Raw genomic sequence first — 21879 nt, forward strand, 5'->3', positions numbered from 1 at the left:
TACGACTGACTTAGAAGTCGTTTTCTGCGGCAACAGCTGCACCAGCGGCGGTTACGAGAGTGTTGGCGTTAGTTTCAATCGCGGTGTAGGCGGCGATGGCCAGGCCAACAACGGCGGCTGTCAGAACAACCCAGTCAACGGTAACTGCGCCAGATTCGTCGGAACGGAAGTTTTTGATCATGTTAAGCATTGGATTTTCTCCGGTAGCCCCAGCGGGGCGAATATAAGGGAACTTCTGGGATTGGGAGGCGCGCCGCATAGAGCGCGCCGATCTTTAGACGATCAGCAGATCGCCACCAAATTAGAAGTCGTTTTCTGCGGCAACAGCTGCACCAGCGGCGGTTACGAGTGTGTTGGCGTTTGTTTCAATCGCGGTGTAGGCGGCGATGGCCAGGCCAACAACGGCGGCTGTCAGAACAACCCAGTCAACGGTAACTGCGCCAGATTCGTCGGAACGGAAGTTTTTGATCAAGTTAAGCATTGGTTCTCTCTCCAGAATTTGTTTTAGGTCTTCACCGGCATGAACGTTGATGGGCCTCTCTCACTTGCCCCGTCCGTTGCGGTATGAAGCACTTATACCCCCCGCATTGGGGCGAGATTTTGACCCGAATGCAGTGATTTTGGGCTTTCGCAGATAATTGTGCCCAATTCTTGTAACACTATGAATTCAAAGAAAAAGAAAGTTAACGAGTTATTGTTTATGTTGGTCTTCCTATCCTTTTGGATAATTAATCATGGCTTAATGTTTGCGATTTGGCGACATAGCTAGAAAAATACACTCAATTGTGCCACAATTGGAAAAAACCACACCCAAAGCAGGTGCGAGCAGTCAAAATGGTAACCAAATATATATGCGCGGCCCTTTGCGCGTTCACATTGTGCATGCCGGCTCAGGTGCAGGCGCAATCGGCGACGGATTTCTCTGCCAAAAGAGTGAAGCCTCCAAAACCGGGTCAACGGCGTATTACGATTCAGGTCCCTCCGCGGGCCAATCCCGCCGTGCCGCCAAGCCCGAAGCTCAAAGCAGAACCCGTCGTCGCGGGGGCTGTGGCAACTGCCCTAGAGGAAAAAGCCAAGCCGCAGGCGCGTTATGCGTGGTATTGGGAGAATGTCTCGCCCAATCTGGCATCCAAGGGCGCTGGCCGGTTGGAGCCTGCACTAACCGGATTAAACAAAGGGCCAGCGGGGCAATCGGTGCCCGCGCCGCGCTTGCAACACATGCAAGAGATTGCCGCCATACATGGCCGCGATATTTTGCGTGAAACTGTAGGAACCCGCGTGTCGCCTGCTTTGGCTTTGGCGGTGATATCGGTTGAATCGGGCGGTAAGCCGGATGCGGTCAGCGGTGCCGGCGCCCAGGGGTTAATGCAATTGATGCCCGATACCGCCAAACGATTTGGCGTTTCCGATAGTCTGGACGCGGCGGATAACATCAAAGGCGGCGTTAAATTCCTCGACTTCTTGATGGAGAAGTTCGAAGGCGATCCAATTTTGACGCTGGCTGGTTACAATGCCGGTGAAAACTCTATCGGCAAGCACGGCGGTGTGCCGCCCTATAATGAGACGCGCGATTATGTCCCGAAAGTTCTGGCTGCCTTTCAGGTTGCCAGCGGCTTGTGTCTGACACGTCCGCAGCTGGCGTCTGATGGCTGTGTATTCCAGATTTCGCAGTGATTAGCGCAAGACAGCGCCAGGGTTCATAATGCCAACCGGATCAAGCGCTGCCTTGATCGCGCGCATGGTGGCCAACTTGGCTGGATCGCCATAACGCTCCAGATCCGAGACCTTGAAACGCCCGATACCGTGTTCCGCGCTGACAGATCCGTCGAGCGCATCCACCAAGTCGTGCACGCAGGTTTTGATCGCATCACGTTGGTCATTATATGCGGCGGGGGTGCAGCCTTGTGCCGGAAAAACGTTGTAGTGCAAATTTCCATCGCCCAAATGTCCAAAACAGTTAATGCGAAAATCCCCGATTCCGGCCAGAGCCTGACCGGCGCGGGTGATAAAATCGGGCAGGCTGCTTAGCGGGACAGAAATATCATGGCTTGAAATGGACCCGATCGCGCGGTTGGCCTCGGGGATGTGTTCGCGCATATCCCAAAAGCTTTGGGCCTGTGCCAAGGATTGCGCAATCAGCCCGTCGCTGACCAGATCATCAGCAAATGCCTTTTCAAAAATGTCTTCCAGCGCCTCTTGTGGTGACAAGCCTGCGGGTAGGCTGATTTCCAACAAGACAGTCCAATCGGGGGCCGTTGCCCAAGGCTGGCGGATGTTGGGGAGGCATTCAGTCAGAAAATCAAAACCGGTGCGGTGCATCAGTTCAAACCCGGTGACAGTGTCTCCCAATTTGTCGCGGGCCATCGCCAGAAGGGTTAATGCGGCTTGCGGCGAGGCAACGGTTAGTAAAGCGGTGCCTGTTTCTGCCGGGCGGGGGAACAGTTTCAGGCTGGCGGCGGTGATTATGCCCAATGTACCTTCAGCGCCCATTAATAAATGTCGTAAATCATAACCGGTGTTGTCTTTGCGCAAGCGTTTGAGGCCATGCCAGATGGAACCGTCTGGCAAAACCGCCTCTAGCCCCAAAACCAAATCACGGGCATTGCCATAGCGCAGAACGTTGGTTCCGCCTGCGTTGGTCGACAGTAAGCCGCCTATGCGGGCCGATCCTTCGGAGGCAAGAGAGAGCGGGAACAATCGGTCTGCTTGTGTGGCAGCGGCTTGCACATCCGACAGAATCGCCCCGGCCTCAACCGTGGCGACGTTTTCCAAAGGGTGGACCGCACGGATTTTGGTCATCCGTTCCAAAGATACGAGCAACGGAGCAGGGCCTTGGGGGGCAACCTGTCCGCCAACCAATCCGGTACCGCCCCCATAGGGGACCACGCCAACCGTTGCGGCAGTGCAGGCCTTGATGATCTGGGACACTTGCTCGGCGGTTCGGGGTAGGGCGACCCATGTGGAACAGCCCTGCCATTGCCCGCGGGGTTCTTCGAGGTATCGCGGTTCGGCCCGGCGCAACGTATCATCAGTTAAGGCTTGGGCCAATGTTTGTGCAAATGTGTCGTCAGCTGCTGCAAGGGGCATGTCAGGTTCCTTTGATCGAAAAGACGCGCAGCGCTAAAGGCCCGCGTTGCTTTTGCCGCGTCGGTCCATTCTGAGCGCGGCATAGAGAACATGCGTGCGCCAGCGCCCGTTAATCTGCAAATAGCTTTGCGCCACGCCTTCGTATTTGAAATGGGATGCCTCAAGCAACCCGCGTGAAGCCGCATTTTCAGGCAGACACGCGGCCTCGACCCGACTTAGGCCCAGCTTTTCAAAACCGTGATGCACAACAGCCGAAATCGCCTCGCGCATGTATCCGTTACGGGCGTAGGGCTCTCCGATCCAGTATCCAAGCGTACCTGCCTGTGCAGGGCCGCGCCGGATATTGTCCAAGGTGATTGCCCCAAGCAGGGTGTTGTCATCGCGCCGGACCAAAAAGAGCGGGACGGCGCTGCCCCCTGAGATCGCACGCGAGGCCCAGTAAACCCGGTTTGAAAACCCTTTGCGACTAAGGTGATCGGCAGACCAGCTCGGTTCCCACGGGCTCAGGAATTCACGGCTTTGCGCACGCAGGTTTGACCATTCAGCATAGTCGCCGTGGACAGGCGGTCGAAGTGTCAGGCGCTCGGACTCGAGCTTTAACTTGCGCCGAAGTCCAAGCATTAAGCGCCCCTGCGTGCCTGTATGTCCGCCAAGCCCGGAGCCTTGGACACCGGCCCATATAGCGCAAGGGACGGTGCTGCGCTGGTCACCTGCACCTGAGCAAAGCCTAAAACATCGGTTAAGGTGACAGCGTCAATACGCGCCACAGTGTCCTTGATCGGAGGAACATTACCCCAAATTTGCACCATACGCGCCATGCGCTCAGCCCGGCTGGACGGGCTTTCCAACCCCATCAAAAGGCCAGCTTTCATTTGTGCGCGGGCGCGGTCAATCTCGGCCTGGGTCATGTCATCGGCTGCGCGCTTCATCTCGTCTATGGTGAGCATCGCCAAATCGCCAAGTTCTTCGCCGCTGGTGCCGGCATAGATCGTCGTCATGCCGGTGTCGGCATAAGCACCGCTTTGGGCAAAAATCGTATAACAAAGCCCGCGTTTTTCGCGGATTTCCTGAAACAACCGCGAAGACATCCCGCCGCCCAGCACGCTGCTATAGATCTGTGCAGCATAAAAGTTGTCGTCGCGATAGCCGGGCCCTTCAAAGGCCAAAGCTATGTGCGCCTGTTCCAGATCCTTCAGCTCGCGGCTTTCGCCGCCTAGATACCGCGCCTTGTCGAAAGCGGGGGCTTGGCGGGCCGGAATATGTCCAAACAGCGTTTCTGCCTGTGCCACCAATGTGTCGTGGTCCACACCGCCAGCTGCGGACAGGATCATCTGATCGGGGCCGTAGTGTTCGGATATAAAAGTCGACAGGTCTTCGCGGCCAAAGCTGCGCACCATGTCGGATTCGCCCAAAATTGTGCGGCCAATCGGCTGATCGGGATAGGCTTTTTCTTGCAGCCAATCAAAGATCACGTCGTCGGGGGTATCGCGGGCCTGCCCGATTTCTTGCAAGATCACATGACGCTCTGTCTCGATCTCTTTTTGATCGAACACGGGGTTCAGCAGAATATCAGCGATCACATCCATCGCCAATGCGGTGTCTGCAGCCAAAACACGGGCGTAATAGGCGGTGACTTCGCGCGAAGTGTAAGCGTTGATATAGCCGCCGACATCTTCGATTTCTTCGGCGATTTGCAACGCGCTGCGGCGCTTTGTGCCTTTAAAGGCCATATGTTCAAGGAAATGCGCCACGCCGTTTTGCTCGGGGCGTTCATTTCGACCGCCTGCAGTGACCCAAATGCCAAGAGCGGCAGATTGCAGCCCCGGCATGTGTTCGGTCACAATACGAAAACCATTGGATAGCGTGGCGAGTTGGACGGTCACGTGGCAATACGCTCCTGAATGAGAGTTTCGAGTGCGGTCAGGTCGTTGGGGACCTGCGTTACTCGTTCCGAACGCTCATAAAGGTCCGCCATGCGATTGGGAAGAGGCGGCCGAATGCCGCTGGCTTTTTCCACGGCATCGGGGAATTTTGCCGGATGCGCCGTGGCCAGCGAGATCATTGGCGTGCTCGGGTCGCGGGTCTCTTCGCCAATCTTTGCGGCAATGGCGGAATGCGGGCACAGCAGCTCGCCCATGGTGGCGTTGGCCTCGGCGATGAATTCCAGTGTTTCCTCTTCTGAGACACGGCCCGAATCAAAGTGTTCGCGCAGTGCCTGTAGCGCGCCTTGGCTGACGTCGAAGCCGCCATTGCCCAGCTCGTCCATCAATTGGGCCACTGCGGTCCCGTCGCGGTCATAGGCAAAATACAAGGCGCGTTCAAAGTTGGAACTGACTTGGATATCCATTGACGGGCTGATTGACGGCGCGACTTCGCCTTTTTGATAGGCACCGGTGCTCAGGCAGCGATGCAAGATGTCGTTTTGGTTGGTCGCAACAATCAAGCGATCAATAGGAAGTCCCATTTGCTTGGCAATATAGCCTGCGAAAATATCGCCGAAATTGCCTGTTGGTACGGTAAAGCTGATCTTGCGGTCAGGTGCCCCAAGGCTGGCTGCGGCGGTAAAATAGTACACCACCTGCACTAGAACACGCGCCCAGTTGATCGAGTTCACGCCAGCCAGTTTCACACCATCGCGAAATTCGAAATGGTTAAACATGTCCTTCAGGCGGGCCTGACAATCGTCAAAATGTCCGTCCATTGCCAGCGCGTGCACGTTGGATTCGGGCGGGGTGGTCATCTGGCGGCGCTGTACTTCGGACACGCGGCCATGTGGGTAGAGGATAAAGACATCAACCGCATCCAGCCCCTTAAAGGCTTCGATTGCGGCAGATCCGGTGTCGCCCGACGTGGCACCCACGATGGTCACCCGTTCTTGGCGCTTTGTCAGTTCAACCTGAAACAGCTGGCCGATCATCTGCATGGCAAAGTCTTTGAACGCCAAAGTCGGGCCGTGAAATAGTTCGAGCAAGAAATGGTTGGGTGCCAGTTGCACCATGGGCGCGCGGGCGTTGTGGCCAAATCCGGCATAGGCGCGCTCAATACAACCGCGCAGCTCATCATCGTCAAAGCTTTCACCGACGAACGGCTGCATCACGCGAAACGCGGTTTCCTCATAGCTCAGCCCTTGCAGCGCACGAATTTCATCGGCGGAGATGGTCGGGATTTGCGCTGGGACATACAGGCCACCGTCACGGGCAAGGCCGGTCAACATCGCATCGGCAAAGCTGAGTTCTGGCGCATTGCCACGGGTCGAGACATATTTCATCAAGTTTGCCTTTGTTGCAGCAGGCGCCGTATCCAGACGCCAGTCATCAGGAGCCATATGCCAGCCAGAGAGAACCAGGTGATGGCATATTGCAAGTGGTCATTCGTCACGCCAGAGCTGTCGACGGGCAGGGGCAAAAGCCCCGGATCCGGCGGTGACATGGTGCGTGTGATAATAAGGATTGGTTCGGTCTTCAACTGTTCGGACATCTGCGCAATGTCACGGGCGAACCATGTGTTGCCCGCCACGTCATTTTCAGGGGTCGAACTGTTGCGATCATCGGTCCAATGCAGGTTTCCGGTGATCCGCGCGGGCCCGATATAGCGCGGATCGGACTTTTCTTCGGTCGGAATAAAACCGCGATCAAGCAAGACACGGCGGCCGTCTGTTGTGAAAAAAGGAGAGATCACGCGCCAACCGGGCCCGCGCCGCTTGACCGAGACCAGCACATACAGCGTGCCTTCTTCGACGGTGCCCTCTAAAGCAACCGGCACGTAACGCTGTTCAGATGGGGAGATCATCGTGGGCAGAGGCTGTGTGTCGCCGGCTATTACGCGATCGATGTCGTCCAAGACAGCCGATTTCCACGCCAGTCTTTGAACCTGCCACGTCCCGAGCGTGATCAAAATGGCGGCCCCGATCAGGCCAATCAGCAGGGGGGCGATGATCCGCTTCATCATAATGTCATTCCCTGAGGTTCCAACGAGAAAGGCGCGCCGCAATGGGCGCGCCTTGTTTTTTCATTCCATGGGTTGGGTTTCAACCTCAATCGGATGTCTTAGCCGCCCCAAACGTAAACGGCGCAGAATAGGAACAACCAAACCACGTCCACAAAGTGCCAGTACCAAGCCGCAGCTTCAAACCCGAGGTGGTTGGTGGCTGTGAAGTGGCCGCGCAAGACGCGAAGCAAGCAGATGAACAAGAAAATGGTGCCGACAACAACGTGGAAACCGTGGAAACCGGTCGCCATGTAGAAGTTCGCGCCATAGATGTTGCCCGAGAAGCCAAAGGCCGCGTGGCTATATTCATATGCTTGGAAAACGGTGAAGATCAGGCCAAGAACGATGGCAATTACCAGACCGGACTTGATGTCTTTGCGGTTGTCTTCGTGAACCAGCGCGTGGTGCGCCCAAGTGGCCGCAGCGCCTGAGCATAGCAAAATCAAGGTGTTGATCAGCGGAAGGTGCCATGGGTCAAAGGTTTCGATGCCAGCCGGGGGCCAAATGCCATCAATTGCAGGGCTATTGCCGCCTGGGTCCATGGGGTACATGGCGTGCTTAAAGAAGCTCCAGAACCATGCGAAGAAGAACATGATTTCGGACATGATGAACAAGATAAAGCCATAGCGCAGGCCAATCAGCACCACCGGCGTGTGATCGCCAACCTGGTTTTCAGTAATTGTTTCTGACCACCAGCCAAACATGACGTATAATACGCCAACGAGGCCGATCAGGAACATCCATGGGCCATTTTCATGCATCCACATGACGGCGCCGAATAGCATGACAAACCCGAATATTGAGCCCAACAAGGGCCAGATAGAGGGGTTCAGAATGTGATAGTCGTGGTTCTTGGCGTGGGCCATCGTCTGTCCTCGTTTGGCGTTAGTTCACGGACGTTGTATCGTCCGTTGTTTCGATAAGAGCGGCCTGCGCTTGGTCGGGCAGGTCGATCTGATAAAAGGTGTAGGAAAGCGTAATGTGGTTGGTGTGTTTGGCATCATTGTCGTTCACGATGTCAGGATCGACAAAGAACACCACCGGCATCTGCACACGCTCACCGGGCTGTAACGTTTGCTCGGTAAAGCAAAAGCATTCAATTTTGGAAAAATAGCCACCCGCACTGTAGGGCGTCACATTGTATGATGCTTGGCCCGCAACCGGTTTATCGGTCGGGTTATAGGCCTCATAAAAGGCCATGCCTTCGGCACCTATGCGCAGTTCCATTTCCAACTGCATGGGTTTGAATTCCCATGGCATGTCACGTTCCAAAGATGCGTCAAAGCGCACTTTGATGGTCTTATCCAGAATTTCGCCAGTGGTTGCGCTAGCTACACCTGTGGTGCCGCCAAAGCCGGTGACCCGGCAGAACCAGTCATAAAACGGCACCGATGCCCAAGCCAAAGCCCCCATCGTGACAACAACGCCAACCAATTGGAGTACCGTTTTGGTTTTGGGATCAGTTGCCATTGGCCGCCGCCTCAGGTTGCATCTGGAAACTCGGGCTGGAGATTTTCACAACCGTCAGGCCCAGCACAATGGCGACAAACGCAGCCAAAGTCAGGCCAAGCCCGATGTTGCGGGTCTTACGGCGTTCATGCAGTTCGTGTTGTTTGGTCAGGCTCACAGAGCAACTCCGAATTTGTCGAGACCGGCTTCGATCAGAATGGCACCGAAATGTGCAAAGAGATAGAGCAGGGAAAGTTTAAAAAACTTGCGTTCTACGGCAAAGTTATCTGCTTCGGCCATGTCTTCGTCGCGGCGATAGATGTCAAATGCGCCTTTCAGGAAGAGGGCATTCAGGACAACTGCAACTGTCAAATAGACCGTGCCGCCAACCTGCGTAAAGCCAAGCGCGATGGCAAGGATCGCCAGCAAGACTGTGTAGCCAAGGATATGGCGGCGGGTGGCGGGGCGGCCATGGGTGACGGTCAGCATTGGCACGCCTGCGTCGTCGTAATCGCTGCGCATGAACAGGCACAGGGCCCAGAAATGCGGCGGGGTCCACATGAATGTCAGGCAAAACATCAGGACAGAGGCCGTCGTAATTTCACCGGTCGCTGCGGCCCAGCCGATCATCGGGGGGAAGGCCCCGGCGGCACCGCCAATAACGATGTTCTGAGGCGTCAGACGCTTCAGCCACATGGTGTAAATCACAACGTAAAAGAAAATAGTAAACGCCAGCAATCCACCAGCCAACCAATTGGTGGCGAGGCCAAGGAAAACGCAGGAAAACACAGACAGTGTCAGGCCAAATCCGAACGCCTCTTCGCGGGAAATCTTGCCCGCGGGGATGGGACGGCTTTGAGTGCGGCGCATGACAGCATCGATGTCTGAATCGTACCACATGTTCAACGCGCCTGACGCACCGCCGCCAATCGCGATGAACAAAATCGCGCAAAAGCCGATAAACGGGTGCACCGGAGTAGGGGCCGCCAGCAAACCCACAAAGGCTGTAAACACAACAAGCGACATCACACGAGGTTTGAGCAAGGCAAAAAAATCGCCGAACTGGGCCTCGTTTTCAATTGGCTTGGCGTCAAAGCTGGTGTCGCTCATGGGGTATTGTCCGCTCGGTCGTTTCAGTGCGTCGTCTAGGATCGGTAGCGATGTCAAGGTGGGCGCAATGGTAGCGCCGACCTTGATTTTTTAAAGTGGGGCAAAGCCCCAAGCTGGCTTAGTTGGTCAAGAAGGCGCTGACATCAACATAATCTGCACCGCCTTTGTTGGCCTCGAACCAAGCTTCATAAGCCGCTTGGGACACCACTTTGACAGTGATGGGCATATAAGCGTGGGCAATGCCGCAAAGCTCGGAGCACTGACCAAAATAGATGCCTTCGCGCTCAGGTGTGAACCAAAGCTCAGCTGTACGGCCAGGAACGGCGTCCTGCTTTACGCCAAAGGCTGGAATGGTCCAAGAGTGGATCACGTCCGCGCCAGTGATGCGCATTACAATTGTTTTGTTCACTGGAACAACAATCGCAGTGTCGGTGGCCAACAGGAATTCGTCTTTGGAATAGCCTGCTTCAACCAGTTGTGCTTCGACATCAGCCGACATGCGGTTTTCGCCGCCTGTGGCAGGTGAGCCGATCATGTAGCTTTCAAACGCCAGCTCTTCTTCGCCAACATATTCATAGCCCCAGTACCATTGGTACCCTGTGACCTTGATTGTGATATCCCCTTCAGGGATTTCTTGCTGGTTGAAAAGCACTGGCAGGGAGAAGGCGCCAATGACAATCAAAATCGCGATAGGAGCAAGCGTCCAGATGATTTCGATTGGTGTGTTGTGGGTAAAGCTGGCCGGATTTGGGTTGGCGCGGCGGTTGTGGCGGACCATCACATAAGCGATCAGGCCAATCACAAAGAGGCTGATGATCGTGATGATGACGAGCAGCAGATTATCAAGGCCCTGCAGCTGTGTTGCCAGACTGGTTGCAGCAGGCTGAAAGCCCATCGCGCCATCAACAGGCTTCCCCACCACTTCGAGGTCTTGCGCCAGGGCCGGCGCGGCAAGAACGGTGGCCGTCAGGCCCGTCAGCATGGTCTTCAATTGCATATCTCACCCTGATAGGTTGCGAATTTGTTTGTTTACAGAAAAGAGCGGGCCTCGGTGAAAACCGATTCCCGCGCCTCCCATTGCGTTCTGGGTGTTTAAAATCATATTCTGATGCACCTATAAAGTACCCCCCTTGCGGCAAAGCGCCGCTTTTTTTGATCCAGATCAAATCGAGGCCCCCATGAGTGACGCTCCATTCCGTCCATTTGAGACACATCTTGACCTAGAACGCAGCACATCTTTGCTGCGCGAAGCCCTGTCCGGGGCCGAAGATGGTGAGTTGTTTTTGGAGCGTAAGCGCTCGGAAACATTGGTGTTTGACGATGGCCGGGTTCGAACTGCCAGCTATGATGCTTCCGAAGGGTTTGGCCTGCGTGCCGTCAACGGAGAGGTGGCGGGCTATGCCCATGCAACAGAAATCAGCGAATCTGCTCTAAAGCGGGCATCCGAGACTGCGCGGCTCGCTGTTGGCCAAGGTGGCGGCACAATGGCACCGCCGCCCAGCGGAACCAACCGCCGTCTTTATACGGATTCCGATCCGATTGCAGGTGCGGATTTTCCGGTAAAGATTGAAACGCTTCGCGAAATCGATGCCTTTGCAAGGGAAATGGACAGCCGTGTTGTGCAAGTCACGGCAACGATTGCCGCCTCGCTGCAAGAAATCGCGATTTTGCGGCCCGAAGGCGGGCTGGTCACGGACGTGCGCCCGATGACGCGTGTCAATGTCAGCGTCATCGTCGAAGAGAATGGCCGCCGCGAATCCGGCACCGCAGGCGGCGGAGGCCGTGTTGCCTTGGACGGATTGCTGGATTCGCGCGACTGGCAGTCAAAGGCACGCGAAGCGTTGCGGATTGCCTTAGTCAACCTTTCGGCTGAACCGGCACCGGCTGGCGTGATGGACATTGTGCTAGGCCCCGGTTGGCCCGGTATTTTGTTGCACGAAGCCATTGGGCACGGGCTGGAAGGGGATGCCAATCGCAAGGGGGCGTCGGTTTTTGCCGGTTTGATGGGGCAGCAAGTTGCGGCCAAAGGGGTGACGGTGCTGGATGACGGCACAATTCCTGATCGCCGTGGTTCCATTTCGGTGGACGACGAAGGCACACCATCTGGCAAAAACACTTTAATCGAAGACGGTATTCTGGTCGGTTACATGCAAGACCGGCAAAATGCCCGCTTGATGGGGGATGTTCCAACGGGAAACGGCCGCCGTGAAAGCTTTGCGCATGTTCCGATGCCGCGCATGACCAACACATATATGATGGGTGGCAAGGATGATCCGGCCGATATTGTGGCTGGTTTGGAAGACGGCATTTGGGCTGTCGGCTTTGGCGGTGGTCAGGTTGATATTACCAATGGAAAGTTCGTGTTTTCCTGCACCGAAGCCTACCGTGTCAAAAACGGCAAGGTTGGCGCACCCGTCAAGGGGGCGACGTTGATCGGCGACGGCGCCAATGCGTTGAAACGCATTCAGGCGCTTGGCAATGACATGGCGCTTGATCCGGGCATGGGCAATTGCGGCAAGGCCGGTCAATGGGTGCCGGTCGGGGTTGGACAGCCCACCGTACGTATCGGTGGCCTAACTGTTGGCGGAGCTGGCAGTTAAAGCATTCGATTATGAATGAACTGAATGGGAACGATTCTTCCCAAGCATGTGTTTCAGGGTTCAGAGCCCGAAATTTGGGGTCTTTGGCGCGGTTTTCTTGCGCCAAAGACGTTTTTTCACAAAAAGAGAAGTACGTAATTTCAACGCTTTGTAGATAAATCTCACAGAAAGTTTAGACAATTTACCGGTGGTTAACCCTCTGCGCGCTACCTCTTAACGTGCAAGAAGACGGGGACAAGATGCGCGACAACAGCTACTCTTCCACTCACCCCCCACTCCCACCCACCACGGAAGATGACCGTGTGTCTTGGCTTCGTCTCTTGCGATCGCGCCGGGTTGGGGTTGCCACCTTTTGGCGTTTGCTCTCAGAACATGGATCAGCCCAAGAGGCTTTGAAAGCGTTGCCCGATGTGGCCCGCTCTGCCGGTGTGAACCGATACGAGGTTTGCCCAGAGGGGGTTGTTTTTGCGGAACTCAAGGCGGCGCGCTTGCGCGGTGCCCGTCTGATTTGCCAAGGCGACGCGGATTATCCGACAGATTTGGCAACTCTAGCCGATGCGCCGCCGATGCTTTGGGTGCGAGGGGATGCATCCGCTATGGCGCGCCCGATGGTGGCTTTGGTAGGGGCTCGGAATGCATCGTCACTGGGGCTGCGCATGGCGCGGTCCTTGGCAGGTGGCTTGGGGCAGGCAGGGTATTGCGTTGTGTCAGGTCTGGCGCGCGGCATTGATACGGCCGCCCACCTGGAAGCGTTGGATCATTGCACTGTCGCCGTCATGGCGGGCGGCGTGGATGTTCTCTATCCTTCGGAAAACACACGCTTGGCAGAAGATATCATTGCCAAAGGCGGCGCGTTGATCAGTGAACAACCGATGGGCATGCAGCCGATGGCGCGGCATTTCCCAATGCGCAACCGAATTGTTTCCGGTCTCAGCCGCGCAGTTGTTGTGGTCGAAGCCGCAGCAAAATCCGGATCTTTGATAACGGCACGCTGCGCTTTGGATCAGGGACGCGAAGTGCTGGCAGTACCGGGCCACCCGATGGATGCGCGTGCCAGCGGATGCAATATTTTGATCCGCGATGGGGCGCGTTTGGTTCGAAACACAGATGATATTCTAGAGGCTCTGCCGCCTGACATCCAAGCGCCGCAACTAGATTTACCGGGGTTTGAGGAGCCTGCTGTTCAAGAGGCTGCCAAGCCGCAAGGCATACTGCAAGGATTGCCACCGGGACCGGAACCAACCCGTACGCTGCGCGAAACCGCAGCTTTGCATCTACAAATACTGGACCGCTTGGGGCCCTCACCTTTGGCGGAAGATCAGTTGATCCGTGATTTGGGGCAGACGTCCGGTGCGGTGTCTCCGGTTCTCACGGATCTTGAGCTAGATGGCCGTGTCCAGCGCAAACCGGGGGGCTTTTTGTCTTTGGTCCCCGGGGCTGATGACACACGGCATTAGGATCAGTTTGAGCAATATTCCAAAATCACGGGATGCCACTTTGTGCAGAACATCGGATCTGCCCACCACACATCTGTTGCCCCATAGGTTTGATGGGTCGCGACCCATGTCCGGCCGGATTTTTCAAATAGGGCTTGCATGTCTGCGCCACCCCAAAAATCACGATCTTCAAACTCTCGCATGCGGGGGTTTAGATCGTCAAACCCGATCGCCGAACCGCCGGGCCGCACAGGTGTTAGCATACCAAATGCCACATCGCCCTCAACGCGCAGCTCTTGAACAACAAAAACAACGGGTGCGCCAAATGCGAATTCGGCGTGTGGGCGCAAGGCATCCATCAAATCGGCCCGCAGGGCGGTGCCGCGGGCTGGCTCTTCCCATGCTTGTGCTTGAAATGGCATCGCAATTGCCATTGTTAGTGCCAAAGCCAAAGTCATATATCGCATCGGGATACCTCCTTGTTTGGCATCAACCAATAGACCCTCGTCTTGGTTATTTCCATGTGGTTTGGTTGCCCACATTGACAATTCCCCCTTGCACCGCGCATTGTGCGCGGCCATATGCGACCCGCAAGAAGGTCCGAGAATTATTACCAAGAGGTCCAGAGTAAGATGCCTGTCGTTGTTGTAGAATCCCCGGCTAAAGCCAAGACAATCAACAAATATCTCGGCTCCGATTACACGGTTCTGGCCTCCTATGGGCACGTCCGGGATCTGCCGCGAAAAGGAATGGCCGTCGACGCCGACGACGATTTTGCCATGACTTGGGAGATCCCGACCGATTCGCGTAAACATGTCGCAGCCATCGCAGAAGCGCTGAAAACCGACGATGAACTGATCCTCGCAACTGACCCGGATCGTGAAGGCGAGGCGATCAGCTGGCACCTGAAAGAGGCGCTGACCAAGCGTCGGTCGATCAAGAAATCGACCCATGTCAGCCGTGTCACTTTTAACGCCATTACCAAAGCCGCCGTAACCGAAGCTATGGCCAATCCGCGCGACATCGACACGCCGCTGGTCGAGGCCTATTTGGCCCGACGCGCGCTGGACCGGTTGGTAGGTTTTGGCCTGTCGCCCGTTCTTTGGCGTAAGCTGCCGGGTGCTAAGGCCGCAGGCCGCGTGCAATCGGTATCGTTGCGCCTGATCGTTGAACGCGAGATGGAAATCGAAGCCTTTAACCCGCGAGAGTATTGGACCGTAAGGGCGCAGCTTACGACGCCGCGAGGCCAAAGCTACGAGGCCCGTCTGACCAGCCTGGCGGGCAAGAAACTCGATAAATTTGACCTTGAGAATGCCACGCAGTCTGAATTGGCGGTGCAGGCGATTGCCTCGCGGACGCTAAAGATCACCAGCGTTGAAGCCAAGCCTGCCAGCCGGAATCCATCGGCACCTTTCATGACCTCGACCTTGCAGCAAGAAGCGAGCCGTAAATTCGGAATGGGGGCCCGTCAAACCATGAACGCGGCCCAGCGTTTGTATGAAGCAGGGCACATCACGTACATGCGGACGGATGGCATCGATATGGCCCCGGAAGCTGTGACGGCGGCCCGCGATGCGATTGCGGATCGCTATGGCGCGCAATACGTGCCGGACAGCCCGCGGGTTTACAAAAACAAGGCCAAGAACGCCCAAGAAGCGCACGAATGTATCCGCCCGACGGATATGACCCGTGACGCAGTTGCCCTGAAACTGACGGATGACGACCAGCGCAAGCTTTATGATCTGGTTTGGAAGCGGACATTGGCCTGCCAGATGGCCAGCGCCAAATTGGAACGCACCACGGTTGAGATCGGGAGCGATGATGGGCAGGTTGGTCTGCGTGCAAGCGGCCAAGTTGTTCTGTTTGATGGCTTTTTGAAAATCTATGAAGAGGGCCGCGACGAGCCGGTCGAAGATGACGACAAGCGCCTGCCGCAAATTATGATGGGCGAGGCCGCCGGTTTCGGGGCCGGTGCCATGCAATCGGCCTATGACAAAGCGTCTGGTACCGGTGGTGCCTTGGTAGATGATGGCAAAATGCAAAGCTGTGACGCCGCAGTGCTGTCCAAAGACGCCGCTGTTTTGGCCTTGCAGAGCTTCACCCAACCGCCGCCCCGCTACACCGAAGCAACGCTTGTGAAACGCATGGAAGAATTGGGCATCGGACGACCCTCCACCTATGCGTCGATCCTGACCCGTCTCGAAGAGCATTCCTATGTTCGCAAGGAACAAAACCGTCTGTTCCCCGAGGAGCGCGGCCGGATTGTGACGATCTTCTTGCTCAATTTCTTCAAGAGATACGTTGAATATGACTTCACCGCCGCCTTGGAAAGTGAGTTGGATCACGTTTCAGCTGGCGAAACAGAATATGTTGACGTCCTGACCAAGTTCTGGCGCGATTTCTCGGTTGCGATTGCGGAAACCACGGAACTGCGTGTGTCCGAAGTTCTGGATGTTTTGGACGATGCTCTGGCTCCTCAACTGTACCCACCGCGCGAAGACGGCAGTGATCCTCGGATTTGCCAGAAATGTGGCACGGGTCAATTGCATTTGAAGACGTCGCGCACTGGTGGTTTTGTCGGGTGCGGCAACTATCCTGAATGCACCTACACCCGTCCCATTGCGGGCGAAGGTGCAGAAGGCGAAGAGAAGCTGCTTGGCGAAGATGCAGGTGACGAGATCTGGCTGAAGGACGGGCGCTTTGGCCCCTATGTTCAGCGCGGGGATGTGACACCCGAAAATAAAAAACCTAAGCGGACATCCTTGCCGCAAGCCCGTCATGGTGGATGGCCCAAGGATGAAACGACGCTGGAACAAGCGATACAATTGCTCAGTCTGCCGCGCAATGTTGGGGATCACCCCGAGGGTGGGCGCATCAGTGGTAATTTGGGGCGTTTCGGACCCTATATCATGCACAAACTGCCCGGGGATGAAAAACCGGTGTACGTCAACTTCAAACAATACAACGAGATGTTTGAGGTGGGGATGAACCATGCGGTCGAATTGCTTGCGCATAAACGCGCAAACCCGGGTCGCGGCCGCGGTGCGGCTGCCAAAGCGCTTCGCGAATTGGGCGATCACCCCGACGGCGGGGCAATGAGCATCATGGAAGGGCGCTACGGTCCGTATGTAAAGTGGGAAAAGGTCAATGCCACGATCCCGAAGGGTACGGAACCCAAGGATGTGACCGTCGAAATGGCGGTTGAGTTGATCACAGAAAAGACCAACAAAGCCCCAAAGAAAAAGGCTGCCCCAAAGAAGAAGCCGGCAGCTAAAAAGCCGGCGGCCAAGAAAACCACCGCTAAAAAACCTGCCGCCAAGAAGGCCGAAGGGGAGGAATGATTTCAATGCCCGGTTAACCGCCGGGCATTTTGATTTCCCATTTCGACCTTGTTCAAGTGCCAAGGCATTGCGTTCTCTTTTGAAGAACCGGGCCGCTCCGGTGTCTACGGAGCGGATTTTTTTATCAACTTGCGCGTGGATGATTCTTTGTCATGGCACCGTCTGGGTCTGATTTTCCGTTTTCCAGTTGGTCAGAACCCTCTGGACGCTGGGACGCTGATTTTCACCAAGAATTCCTGAGTTTTGGGTCTGGTCTGCCTTGAAATCTGGATCGGGTCACTGTCCTTAATAGACTAAATAGGTTGGTGAATTTCGCTTTATCTGGAGTAAATCAACCTTTGAGTGTTTTCTGATATTGAATACGCCCACTTAAATTAAGCGGGAATTTCGCCATATAGATGTACAATTTTGGGTTGAGCTGATCTCCGCCTTTGCTGCGTTGCGGCGAACTAGTTGACAGGTTAACTATCTGGCGTCACAACTCCTTGCATCCACGTGTTCCAAGGGAGGACATCATGAAAAAAGTATACGGCTCGGCCGCAGAAGCGCTCGACGGCGTGCTGCAGGACGGGATGCTGGTTGCGTCAGGCGGATTTGGTCTATGCGGCATCCCAGAATTGCTTCTTGAAGCGATCAAGCAAAGCGGTGTCAAAGATCTGACTTTTGCGTCTAACAATGCAGGTGTTGATGATTTTGGCATCGGTATTTTGTTGCAGACCAAGCAGGTCAGCAAAATGATCTCGTCCTATGTGGGTGAAAATGCAGAGTTCATGCGCCAGTACCTGAGCGGAGAGTTGGAGCTTGAATTCAACCCTCAGGGCACTTTGGCGGAACGTATGCGCGCTGGCGGGGCCGGTATTCCCGGGTTCTACACCAAGACCGGTGTTGGTACTGTCATTGCCGAGGGCAAGGACCACAAGGATTTCAACGGCGAAACCTACATTATGGAAGAAGGCATCGTTGCTGATCTGGCCATTGTGAAGGCATGGAAAGCTGATGAAACCGGCAATCTGGTGTTCCGTAAAACTGCGCGCAATTTCAACGCCCCGGCCGCGACTTGCGGTAAACTGTGCATCGTTGAAGTCGAAGAAATCGTGCCGACAGGCTCGCTTGACCCCGACACTATCCACCTGCCAGGTATCTATGTGCATCGCATTATTCAGGGCGATCACGAAAAGCGGATTGAACAGCGTACTGTACGCAAGCGGGAGGACGTATAATGGGTTGGGATCGTAACCAAATGGCGGCCCGCGCCGCACAAGAATTGCAAGATGGCTGGTATGTGAACCTTGGTATCGGCATCCCGACATTGGTCAGCAACTACATCCCCGAAGGGGTTGAAGTGACCTTGCAGTCTGAAAACGGCATGCTGGGAATGGGTCCGTTTCCCCTTGAGGGCGACGAAGACGCAGATCTGATCAACGCTGGTAAACAGACCATTACCGAACTGCCTCAGACAGCCTATTTCGACAGTGCGCAAAGCTTTGCGATGATCCGTGGTGGCAAGATTGCTATGGCGATCCTTGGCGCGATGGAAGTTGCTGAAAACGGCGATCTTGCGAACTGGATGATCCCCGGCAAGCTGGTCAAAGGCATGGGCGGCGCGATGGATCTGGTTGCAGGTGTTGGCCGCGTCGTGGTCGTGATGGACCACACCAACAAACACGGTGTGTCCAAGGTTCTGAAGGAATGTACGCTGCCCCTGACAGGTCAGAAAGTTGTTGACCGTATCATCACCAACTTGGGTGTGATGGATGTTGTCGAAGGCGGATTGAAGTTGGTGGAACTGGCCGATGGCGTCAGCGAAGAAGAGTTTCGTGCCGCGACCGAAGCCACACTGGTTTAATCGACAGTTAGCGAAGAATACGAAGGCCGCAGCGGGATTGCTGCGGCCTTTTTTCTTTGTTTGGCGGAGCTGAACAGTCAGGGTAAATCTAACGACCCGCTGATCCGGCCGTCTTCCAGCATCACTTGGACGCCGGGCAAGGGACCAAGACAAAGCGCACCACCGGGGCTTTCACTTGTGCCGTTTGGGCAGGTATTTCCGGTTTTGGGGCAGGCGCAGGCGGCTTCACGAACAGTGCATCCCGCGCGGCAGGCCTGAGCTGACACGATCAACGTCAATGGCCGCATCCCATCCAATTCAAAACCAGCCGCCGCAAGACGGGCTTCGACACTTGCAATGGTGGTTGGGTCCAGATTTTGCCATCTTAGATTGCGCTCTTGTGCCGAAGTGGGGAGCGCGGCTGATATGGAAAGGACTAGGGTTGCGACCAAGCGAAGCATTATGTGCCTCCGGAATTTTTCTAATGCCTGCCAATTAGAGCACTGTGCCGCCGGCGGCACAAAGTGGCATGATTGACGGTCAGACATTCCATACCGTTGTCGCAAAAAAAAGGCAGGCTCCGCTAAGGGAGCCTGCCTCTAGGAAATTGCGCCAGATTGGGAGGAGGGGCGCAATTATCCTGATCAACCCCGAAGGGTTGGTATACTTATGCAGTCGCTTTTTTCGCGGCTTTGGAAACGTCGTCAGTTGCTTTTTTAACTGCGGCAGTTGCATCTTCCTGCAGGTCTTTGCCAGCGGCCATCAGCAGCTCAACAGTGTCCATCTGAACTTTTTTCGCGATTTCAGCGAAGGCAGCCATGTTTTCGGCAGCAACTTCGGCCTGAGCGGATGCGAAATCGGTTGCGGCTTTTGCGTAGTCAGCTGGGTCTGCTTTTACGGCAGTCATTTCGGCCAGTTTGGCCAAAGTGTCTTTTGTCCAAGAAGCGGACAGCTCGGAAGACTTTTCAGCAGCTTGCAGCGCAACGCCGGCCAGCTTTTCGTTCATGGTCGCTTGCGATTTGAACGCGTCTTCCATGGCTTTTGTGTCTACGGGGAATGCACCCAAAGCGTCTTTGAGTACAGCGGTGAAATCTTGTGCTTGTGCCATTTTACAAATCCTTGTCTCCGCTGCTCCCGGGCCCACCCCGTTCGCTGCGTCTGAAAACAATATGCATGCTGCGGTGCAGCATTTCAAGTGAAATTTCTGCACCGCAGCGAATAATTTGTAAGTTACTGTTTTTGCTTTACAGCTTTAATCTGAACATAGGTTCCGGGGGCTGGTCCAAGAGATGGGTAGGCAGAATCACCCGGGATGCGGGCCTCTGTTTTCTTGCCAGAGCGTTTATTCAGCCAAGCTTCCCACTGAGGCCACCACGATCCATCATGCCGCGTAGCGGTATCCTTCCAGCTGTCGAAGTCACCAGACAGGTCGGCGTTCAGGAAGTGACCGTATTTCACTTTGCTTGGTGGGTTCACGATGCCAGCAATATGACCGGATTCGCCCAAAACAAAGGTTTTAGATCTCGATCCCATTTGCTGTACGCCGCGATAAACATCACGGGCCGCAGCAATGTGGTCGGTCTCGGTGGCAATGGACATCAACGGAACATCGACATCCTTAAGGGCCAGCGTTTCGCCAAAGAGTTCAAACGTACCTTCGGAGAATTCGTTGCGCTGACACAGACCGCGCAAATACTGCATGGTCATCTTGCCCGGCAAATTGGCTCCGTCGCCGTTCCAATACAGCAAATCAAAGGCGGGCGGCGTTTCGCCCATCATGTAGCTTTTGATCGCGGGACCATAGATTAAGTCGTTTGACCTAAGATAGGAAAAGGTCCGTGCCATGATAAAGGATGACAGCATCCCTTTGTTGTCGATTTCCTCTTCGATGCCGTCGATAAAATCATTTTGCAAGAAGGGGGTAAATTCACCTTGATCGCTAAAGTCGGTTAGCGTCGTAAAAAAGGTCGCGGATTTGACCAGTTTTTTCTTGCGCTTTTTCAGCAAAGCCAAGGTCAGCCCAAGGGTTGTACCTGCAATACAATATCCAACCGCATTGACCTGCTCGGTTCCGCAGATCTCACGCGCGACATTCATCGCGGTCATGTACCCCTCTTCGATGTAGTCTTCGAGACCGACGTCCGAATAGGCTTCGTCGGGGTTGATCCAGCTGACGACGAACAAAGTGTATCCTTGATCAACGATCCAGCGAATGAGGCTGTTCTTTTCTTTGAGATCCAGAATGTAAAACTTGTTGATCCAAGGCGGGAACAAGACAATGGGCAGTTCCTGAACCTTTTCAGTGGTCGGAGAATACTGGATCAGTTCCATCATGCGGTTGCGATAGACAACCTCGCCTTTGGCGGTGGCAATGTTGCCGCCGACATTAAAGGCGCTTTCATCCACCAGCCGCACGATCATCTCGCCGTTGTTGGCTTCGACATCTGCCACCAGATTTTCCAACCCTTTGACCAGGCTTTCACCATCCGTTTTTATCGCCTTTTCCAAGGCGTCGGGGTTGGTGGCAAAAAAGTTGGTCGGGGCCAGCATGTCTGTGATTTGCTGGGCAAAGAAACGCAAACGACGTTTTTCAGTCGGGTCAAGATCTTCGATGTTCTCAACCGCTTTGCGAATGGCTTCGCCGTTGATCTGATACTGTTGCTTGATAAAATTGAAGTAGGGGTTCGAGTTCCACAAAGGGTTCGCAAAACGGCGATCATCGGGAACAATATTATCAGGCGCTTCCATTCTTCCGCCGGAGAAGGCTTTTTGGGCCTCAGCGAAATGCTGCATGGTTTGCCCCCAATAATGCACTTGCTGTTCGATCAGCTTGGCGGGGTTTTGCAAGGCTTCTTGCCAATAGGCCTGACCGGCCTTCGCATAGAGAGTTGCTTCTGGACCGCTCAGAGATGCCGGAGTTTTTTGTTTCTTGGTTAATGCCGAAACGAGCCGCTGTTGCAGCTCCTCAATTCTGGCCAAATTCGCTTCCATTCGGGCGCGGCTTTGGCCTGCGTCAAGTTCGTTCGTTGTCATTGATGCAAATT

Annotated in this window: 22 protein-coding genes; 6 read left to right on the forward strand and 16 right to left on the reverse strand. The window is 55.1% G+C overall.

Going from position 1 to position 21879, the window contains the following annotated elements:
• Positions 1–10 precede the first annotated feature (10 nt).
• The gene (locus C8N36_RS21005; RefSeq protein WP_097806666.1) at positions 11–190 is read right to left on the reverse strand and encodes a Flp family type IVb pilin; all 180 of its coding nucleotides are present in this window, start codon (positions 188–190) and stop codon (positions 11–13) included.
• Between the two features lie 111 nt (positions 191–301).
• Positions 302–481, reverse strand: a complete 180-nt coding sequence (locus tag C8N36_RS21010; RefSeq protein WP_097806667.1) for a Flp family type IVb pilin — start codon at positions 479–481, stop codon at positions 302–304.
• 401 nt (positions 482–882) lie between these two features.
• Between C8N36_RS21010 and C8N36_RS21015 the strand changes: the two genes are divergently transcribed.
• The gene (locus C8N36_RS21015) at positions 883–1674 is read left to right on the forward strand and encodes a lytic transglycosylase domain-containing protein (RefSeq protein ID WP_097806668.1); all 792 of its coding nucleotides are present in this window, start codon (positions 883–885) and stop codon (positions 1672–1674) included.
• Here the strand turns inward: C8N36_RS21015 and C8N36_RS21020 are convergent, their stop codons facing one another.
• The 10 genes from C8N36_RS21020 to coxB form a co-directional block, all read right to left on the reverse strand.
• Positions 1675–3087 carry an FAD-binding oxidoreductase gene (locus tag C8N36_RS21020; RefSeq protein ID WP_097806669.1) on the reverse strand — a complete coding sequence of 471 codons (1413 nt, stop codon included), beginning with the start codon at positions 3085–3087 and terminating at the stop codon, positions 1675–1677.
• A 33-nt stretch (positions 3088–3120) separates the two neighbouring features.
• On the reverse strand, positions 3121–3708 hold the full coding sequence (locus tag C8N36_RS21025; RefSeq protein WP_097806670.1) for a GNAT family N-acetyltransferase: 588 nt from the start codon (positions 3706–3708) through the stop codon (positions 3121–3123).
• Positions 3708–4970, reverse strand: a complete 1263-nt coding sequence (locus C8N36_RS21030) for a M16 family metallopeptidase (RefSeq protein WP_097806671.1) — start codon at positions 4968–4970, stop codon at positions 3708–3710. The genes C8N36_RS21025 and C8N36_RS21030 overlap by 1 nt, the downstream gene beginning before the upstream one ends.
• Entirely contained in the window at positions 4967–6355 is a 1389-nt protein-coding gene (gene thrC / locus C8N36_RS21035; protein ID WP_097806672.1) for a threonine synthase, read from the reverse strand. Before thrC ends, C8N36_RS21030 begins: the two co-directional genes overlap by 4 nt.
• Positions 6355–7035, reverse strand: a complete 681-nt coding sequence (locus C8N36_RS21040; protein WP_306456929.1) for an SURF1 family protein — start codon at positions 7033–7035, stop codon at positions 6355–6357. Before C8N36_RS21040 ends, thrC begins: the two co-directional genes overlap by 1 nt.
• 98 nt (positions 7036–7133) lie before the next feature.
• Positions 7134–7940, reverse strand: a complete 807-nt coding sequence (locus C8N36_RS21045; protein WP_097806673.1) for a cytochrome c oxidase subunit 3 — start codon at positions 7938–7940, stop codon at positions 7134–7136.
• Positions 7941–7959: 19 nt separating this feature from the next.
• Positions 7960–8544 carry a cytochrome c oxidase assembly protein gene (locus C8N36_RS21050; RefSeq protein ID WP_097806674.1) on the reverse strand — a complete coding sequence of 195 codons (585 nt, stop codon included), beginning with the start codon at positions 8542–8544 and terminating at the stop codon, positions 7960–7962.
• Positions 8534–8701: a hypothetical protein gene (locus tag C8N36_RS24285; RefSeq protein ID WP_170125944.1), complete on the reverse strand. Its 168-nt coding sequence runs from the start codon at positions 8699–8701 to the stop codon at positions 8534–8536. Before C8N36_RS24285 ends, C8N36_RS21050 begins: the two co-directional genes overlap by 11 nt.
• On the reverse strand, positions 8698–9633 hold the full coding sequence (gene cyoE, locus C8N36_RS21055; protein WP_097806675.1) for a heme o synthase: 936 nt from the start codon (positions 9631–9633) through the stop codon (positions 8698–8700). The genes C8N36_RS24285 and cyoE overlap by 4 nt, the downstream gene beginning before the upstream one ends.
• A 118-nt stretch (positions 9634–9751) precedes the next feature.
• Complete coding sequence (gene coxB / locus C8N36_RS21060) at positions 9752–10630, reverse strand: cytochrome c oxidase subunit II (protein WP_097806676.1); 879 nt, start codon at positions 10628–10630, stop codon at positions 9752–9754.
• A 181-nt stretch (positions 10631–10811) separates the two neighbouring features.
• Here coxB and tldD point away from each other — a divergent pair, with 181 nt between their 5' ends.
• Both tldD and dprA read left to right on the forward strand, forming a co-directional pair.
• Entirely contained in the window at positions 10812–12233 is a 1422-nt protein-coding gene (tldD, locus tag C8N36_RS21065) for a metalloprotease TldD (RefSeq protein ID WP_097806722.1), read from the forward strand.
• 239 nt (positions 12234–12472) lie between these two features.
• A complete protein-coding gene (dprA, locus tag C8N36_RS21070; protein WP_097806723.1) occupies positions 12473–13690 on the forward strand; it encodes a DNA-processing protein DprA in 1218 nt (405 codons plus the stop codon).
• A 2-nt stretch (positions 13691–13692) separates the two neighbouring features.
• Here dprA and C8N36_RS21075 read toward each other — a convergent pair whose 3' ends face one another.
• Complete coding sequence (locus C8N36_RS21075; protein ID WP_141468226.1) at positions 13693–14136, reverse strand: hypothetical protein; 444 nt, start codon at positions 14134–14136, stop codon at positions 13693–13695.
• Between the two features lie 165 nt (positions 14137–14301).
• On the opposite strand from C8N36_RS21075, the gene topA reads away from it, so the two are divergent.
• The 3 genes from topA to C8N36_RS21095 all read left to right on the forward strand — a co-directional run bounded on the left by topA (position 14302) and on the right by C8N36_RS21095 (position 18856).
• Complete coding sequence (gene topA / locus C8N36_RS21080; RefSeq protein WP_097806678.1) at positions 14302–17010, forward strand: type I DNA topoisomerase; 2709 nt, start codon at positions 14302–14304, stop codon at positions 17008–17010.
• 515 nt (positions 17011–17525) lie between these two features.
• Positions 17526–18230, forward strand: a complete 705-nt coding sequence (locus tag C8N36_RS21090; RefSeq protein ID WP_097806680.1) for a CoA transferase subunit A — start codon at positions 17526–17528, stop codon at positions 18228–18230.
• The gene (locus C8N36_RS21095) at positions 18230–18856 is read left to right on the forward strand and encodes a 3-oxoacid CoA-transferase subunit B (protein WP_097806681.1); all 627 of its coding nucleotides are present in this window, start codon (positions 18230–18232) and stop codon (positions 18854–18856) included. The genes C8N36_RS21090 and C8N36_RS21095 overlap by 1 nt, the downstream gene beginning before the upstream one ends.
• A gap of 77 nt (positions 18857–18933) precedes the next feature.
• On the opposite strand, the gene C8N36_RS21100 is transcribed toward C8N36_RS21095, so the two are convergent.
• The 3 genes from C8N36_RS21100 to C8N36_RS21110 all read right to left on the reverse strand — a co-directional run bounded on the left by C8N36_RS21100 (position 18934) and on the right by C8N36_RS21110 (position 21868).
• Positions 18934–19296: a hypothetical protein gene (locus C8N36_RS21100; RefSeq protein ID WP_097806682.1), complete on the reverse strand. Its 363-nt coding sequence runs from the start codon at positions 19294–19296 to the stop codon at positions 18934–18936.
• A gap of 206 nt (positions 19297–19502) precedes the next feature.
• Positions 19503–19943, reverse strand: coding sequence for a phasin family protein (locus tag C8N36_RS21105; protein WP_097806683.1), 441 nt, complete (start codon positions 19941–19943; stop codon positions 19503–19505).
• Positions 19944–20065: 122 nt separating this feature from the next.
• Positions 20066–21868: a PHA/PHB synthase family protein gene (locus tag C8N36_RS21110; protein ID WP_097806684.1), complete on the reverse strand. Its 1803-nt coding sequence runs from the start codon at positions 21866–21868 to the stop codon at positions 20066–20068.
• Between the last annotated feature and the right edge of the window lie 11 nt (positions 21869–21879).

The sequence above is a fragment of the Pelagimonas varians genome, from assembly GCF_003208435.1.
GTDB lineage: Bacteria > Pseudomonadota > Alphaproteobacteria > Rhodobacterales > Rhodobacteraceae > Pelagimonas > Pelagimonas varians.

Excerpts from the sequence above, each read along its gene's own strand:
- C8N36_RS21025 (WP_097806670.1), bottom strand. The coding sequence starts at position 3,708 with ATGCTTGGACTTCGGCGCAAGTTAAAGCTCGAGTCCGAGCGCCTGACA.
- C8N36_RS21020 (WP_097806669.1), bottom strand. The coding sequence starts at position 3,087 with ATGCCCCTTGCAGCAGCTGACGACACATTTGCACAAACATTGGCCCAA.
- tldD (WP_097806722.1), top strand. The coding sequence starts at position 10,812 with ATGAGTGACGCTCCATTCCGTCCATTTGAGACACATCTTGACCTAGAA.
- C8N36_RS21010 (WP_097806667.1), bottom strand. The coding sequence starts at position 481 with ATGCTTAACTTGATCAAAAACTTCCGTTCCGACGAATCTGGCGCAGTT.
- dprA (WP_097806723.1), top strand. The coding sequence starts at position 12,473 with ATGCGCGACAACAGCTACTCTTCCACTCACCCCCCACTCCCACCCACC.
- coxB (WP_097806676.1), bottom strand. The coding sequence starts at position 10,630 with ATGCAATTGAAGACCATGCTGACGGGCCTGACGGCCACCGTTCTTGCC.
- C8N36_RS21100 (WP_097806682.1), bottom strand. The coding sequence starts at position 19,296 with ATGCTTCGCTTGGTCGCAACCCTAGTCCTTTCCATATCAGCCGCGCTC.
- thrC (WP_097806672.1), bottom strand. The coding sequence starts at position 6,355 with ATGAAATATGTCTCGACCCGTGGCAATGCGCCAGAACTCAGCTTTGCC.
- C8N36_RS21005 (WP_097806666.1), bottom strand. The coding sequence starts at position 190 with ATGCTTAACATGATCAAAAACTTCCGTTCCGACGAATCTGGCGCAGTT.
- C8N36_RS21095 (WP_097806681.1), top strand. The coding sequence starts at position 18,230 with ATGGGTTGGGATCGTAACCAAATGGCGGCCCGCGCCGCACAAGAATTG.
- C8N36_RS21105 (WP_097806683.1), bottom strand. The coding sequence starts at position 19,943 with ATGGCACAAGCACAAGATTTCACCGCTGTACTCAAAGACGCTTTGGGT.
- C8N36_RS21045 (WP_097806673.1), bottom strand. The coding sequence starts at position 7,940 with ATGGCCCACGCCAAGAACCACGACTATCACATTCTGAACCCCTCTATC.
- C8N36_RS21015 (WP_097806668.1), top strand. The coding sequence starts at position 883 with ATGCCGGCTCAGGTGCAGGCGCAATCGGCGACGGATTTCTCTGCCAAA.
- C8N36_RS21110 (WP_097806684.1), bottom strand. The coding sequence starts at position 21,868 with ATGACAACGAACGAACTTGACGCAGGCCAAAGCCGCGCCCGAATGGAA.
- C8N36_RS21040 (WP_306456929.1), bottom strand. The coding sequence starts at position 7,035 with ATGATGAAGCGGATCATCGCCCCCCTGCTGATTGGCCTGATCGGGGCC.
- C8N36_RS21050 (WP_097806674.1), bottom strand. The coding sequence starts at position 8,544 with ATGGCAACTGATCCCAAAACCAAAACGGTACTCCAATTGGTTGGCGTT.
- topA (WP_097806678.1), top strand. The coding sequence starts at position 14,302 with ATGCCTGTCGTTGTTGTAGAATCCCCGGCTAAAGCCAAGACAATCAAC.
- cyoE (WP_097806675.1), bottom strand. The coding sequence starts at position 9,633 with ATGAGCGACACCAGCTTTGACGCCAAGCCAATTGAAAACGAGGCCCAG.
- C8N36_RS21075 (WP_141468226.1), bottom strand. The coding sequence starts at position 14,136 with ATGCGATATATGACTTTGGCTTTGGCACTAACAATGGCAATTGCGATG.
- C8N36_RS21090 (WP_097806680.1), top strand. The coding sequence starts at position 17,526 with ATGAAAAAAGTATACGGCTCGGCCGCAGAAGCGCTCGACGGCGTGCTG.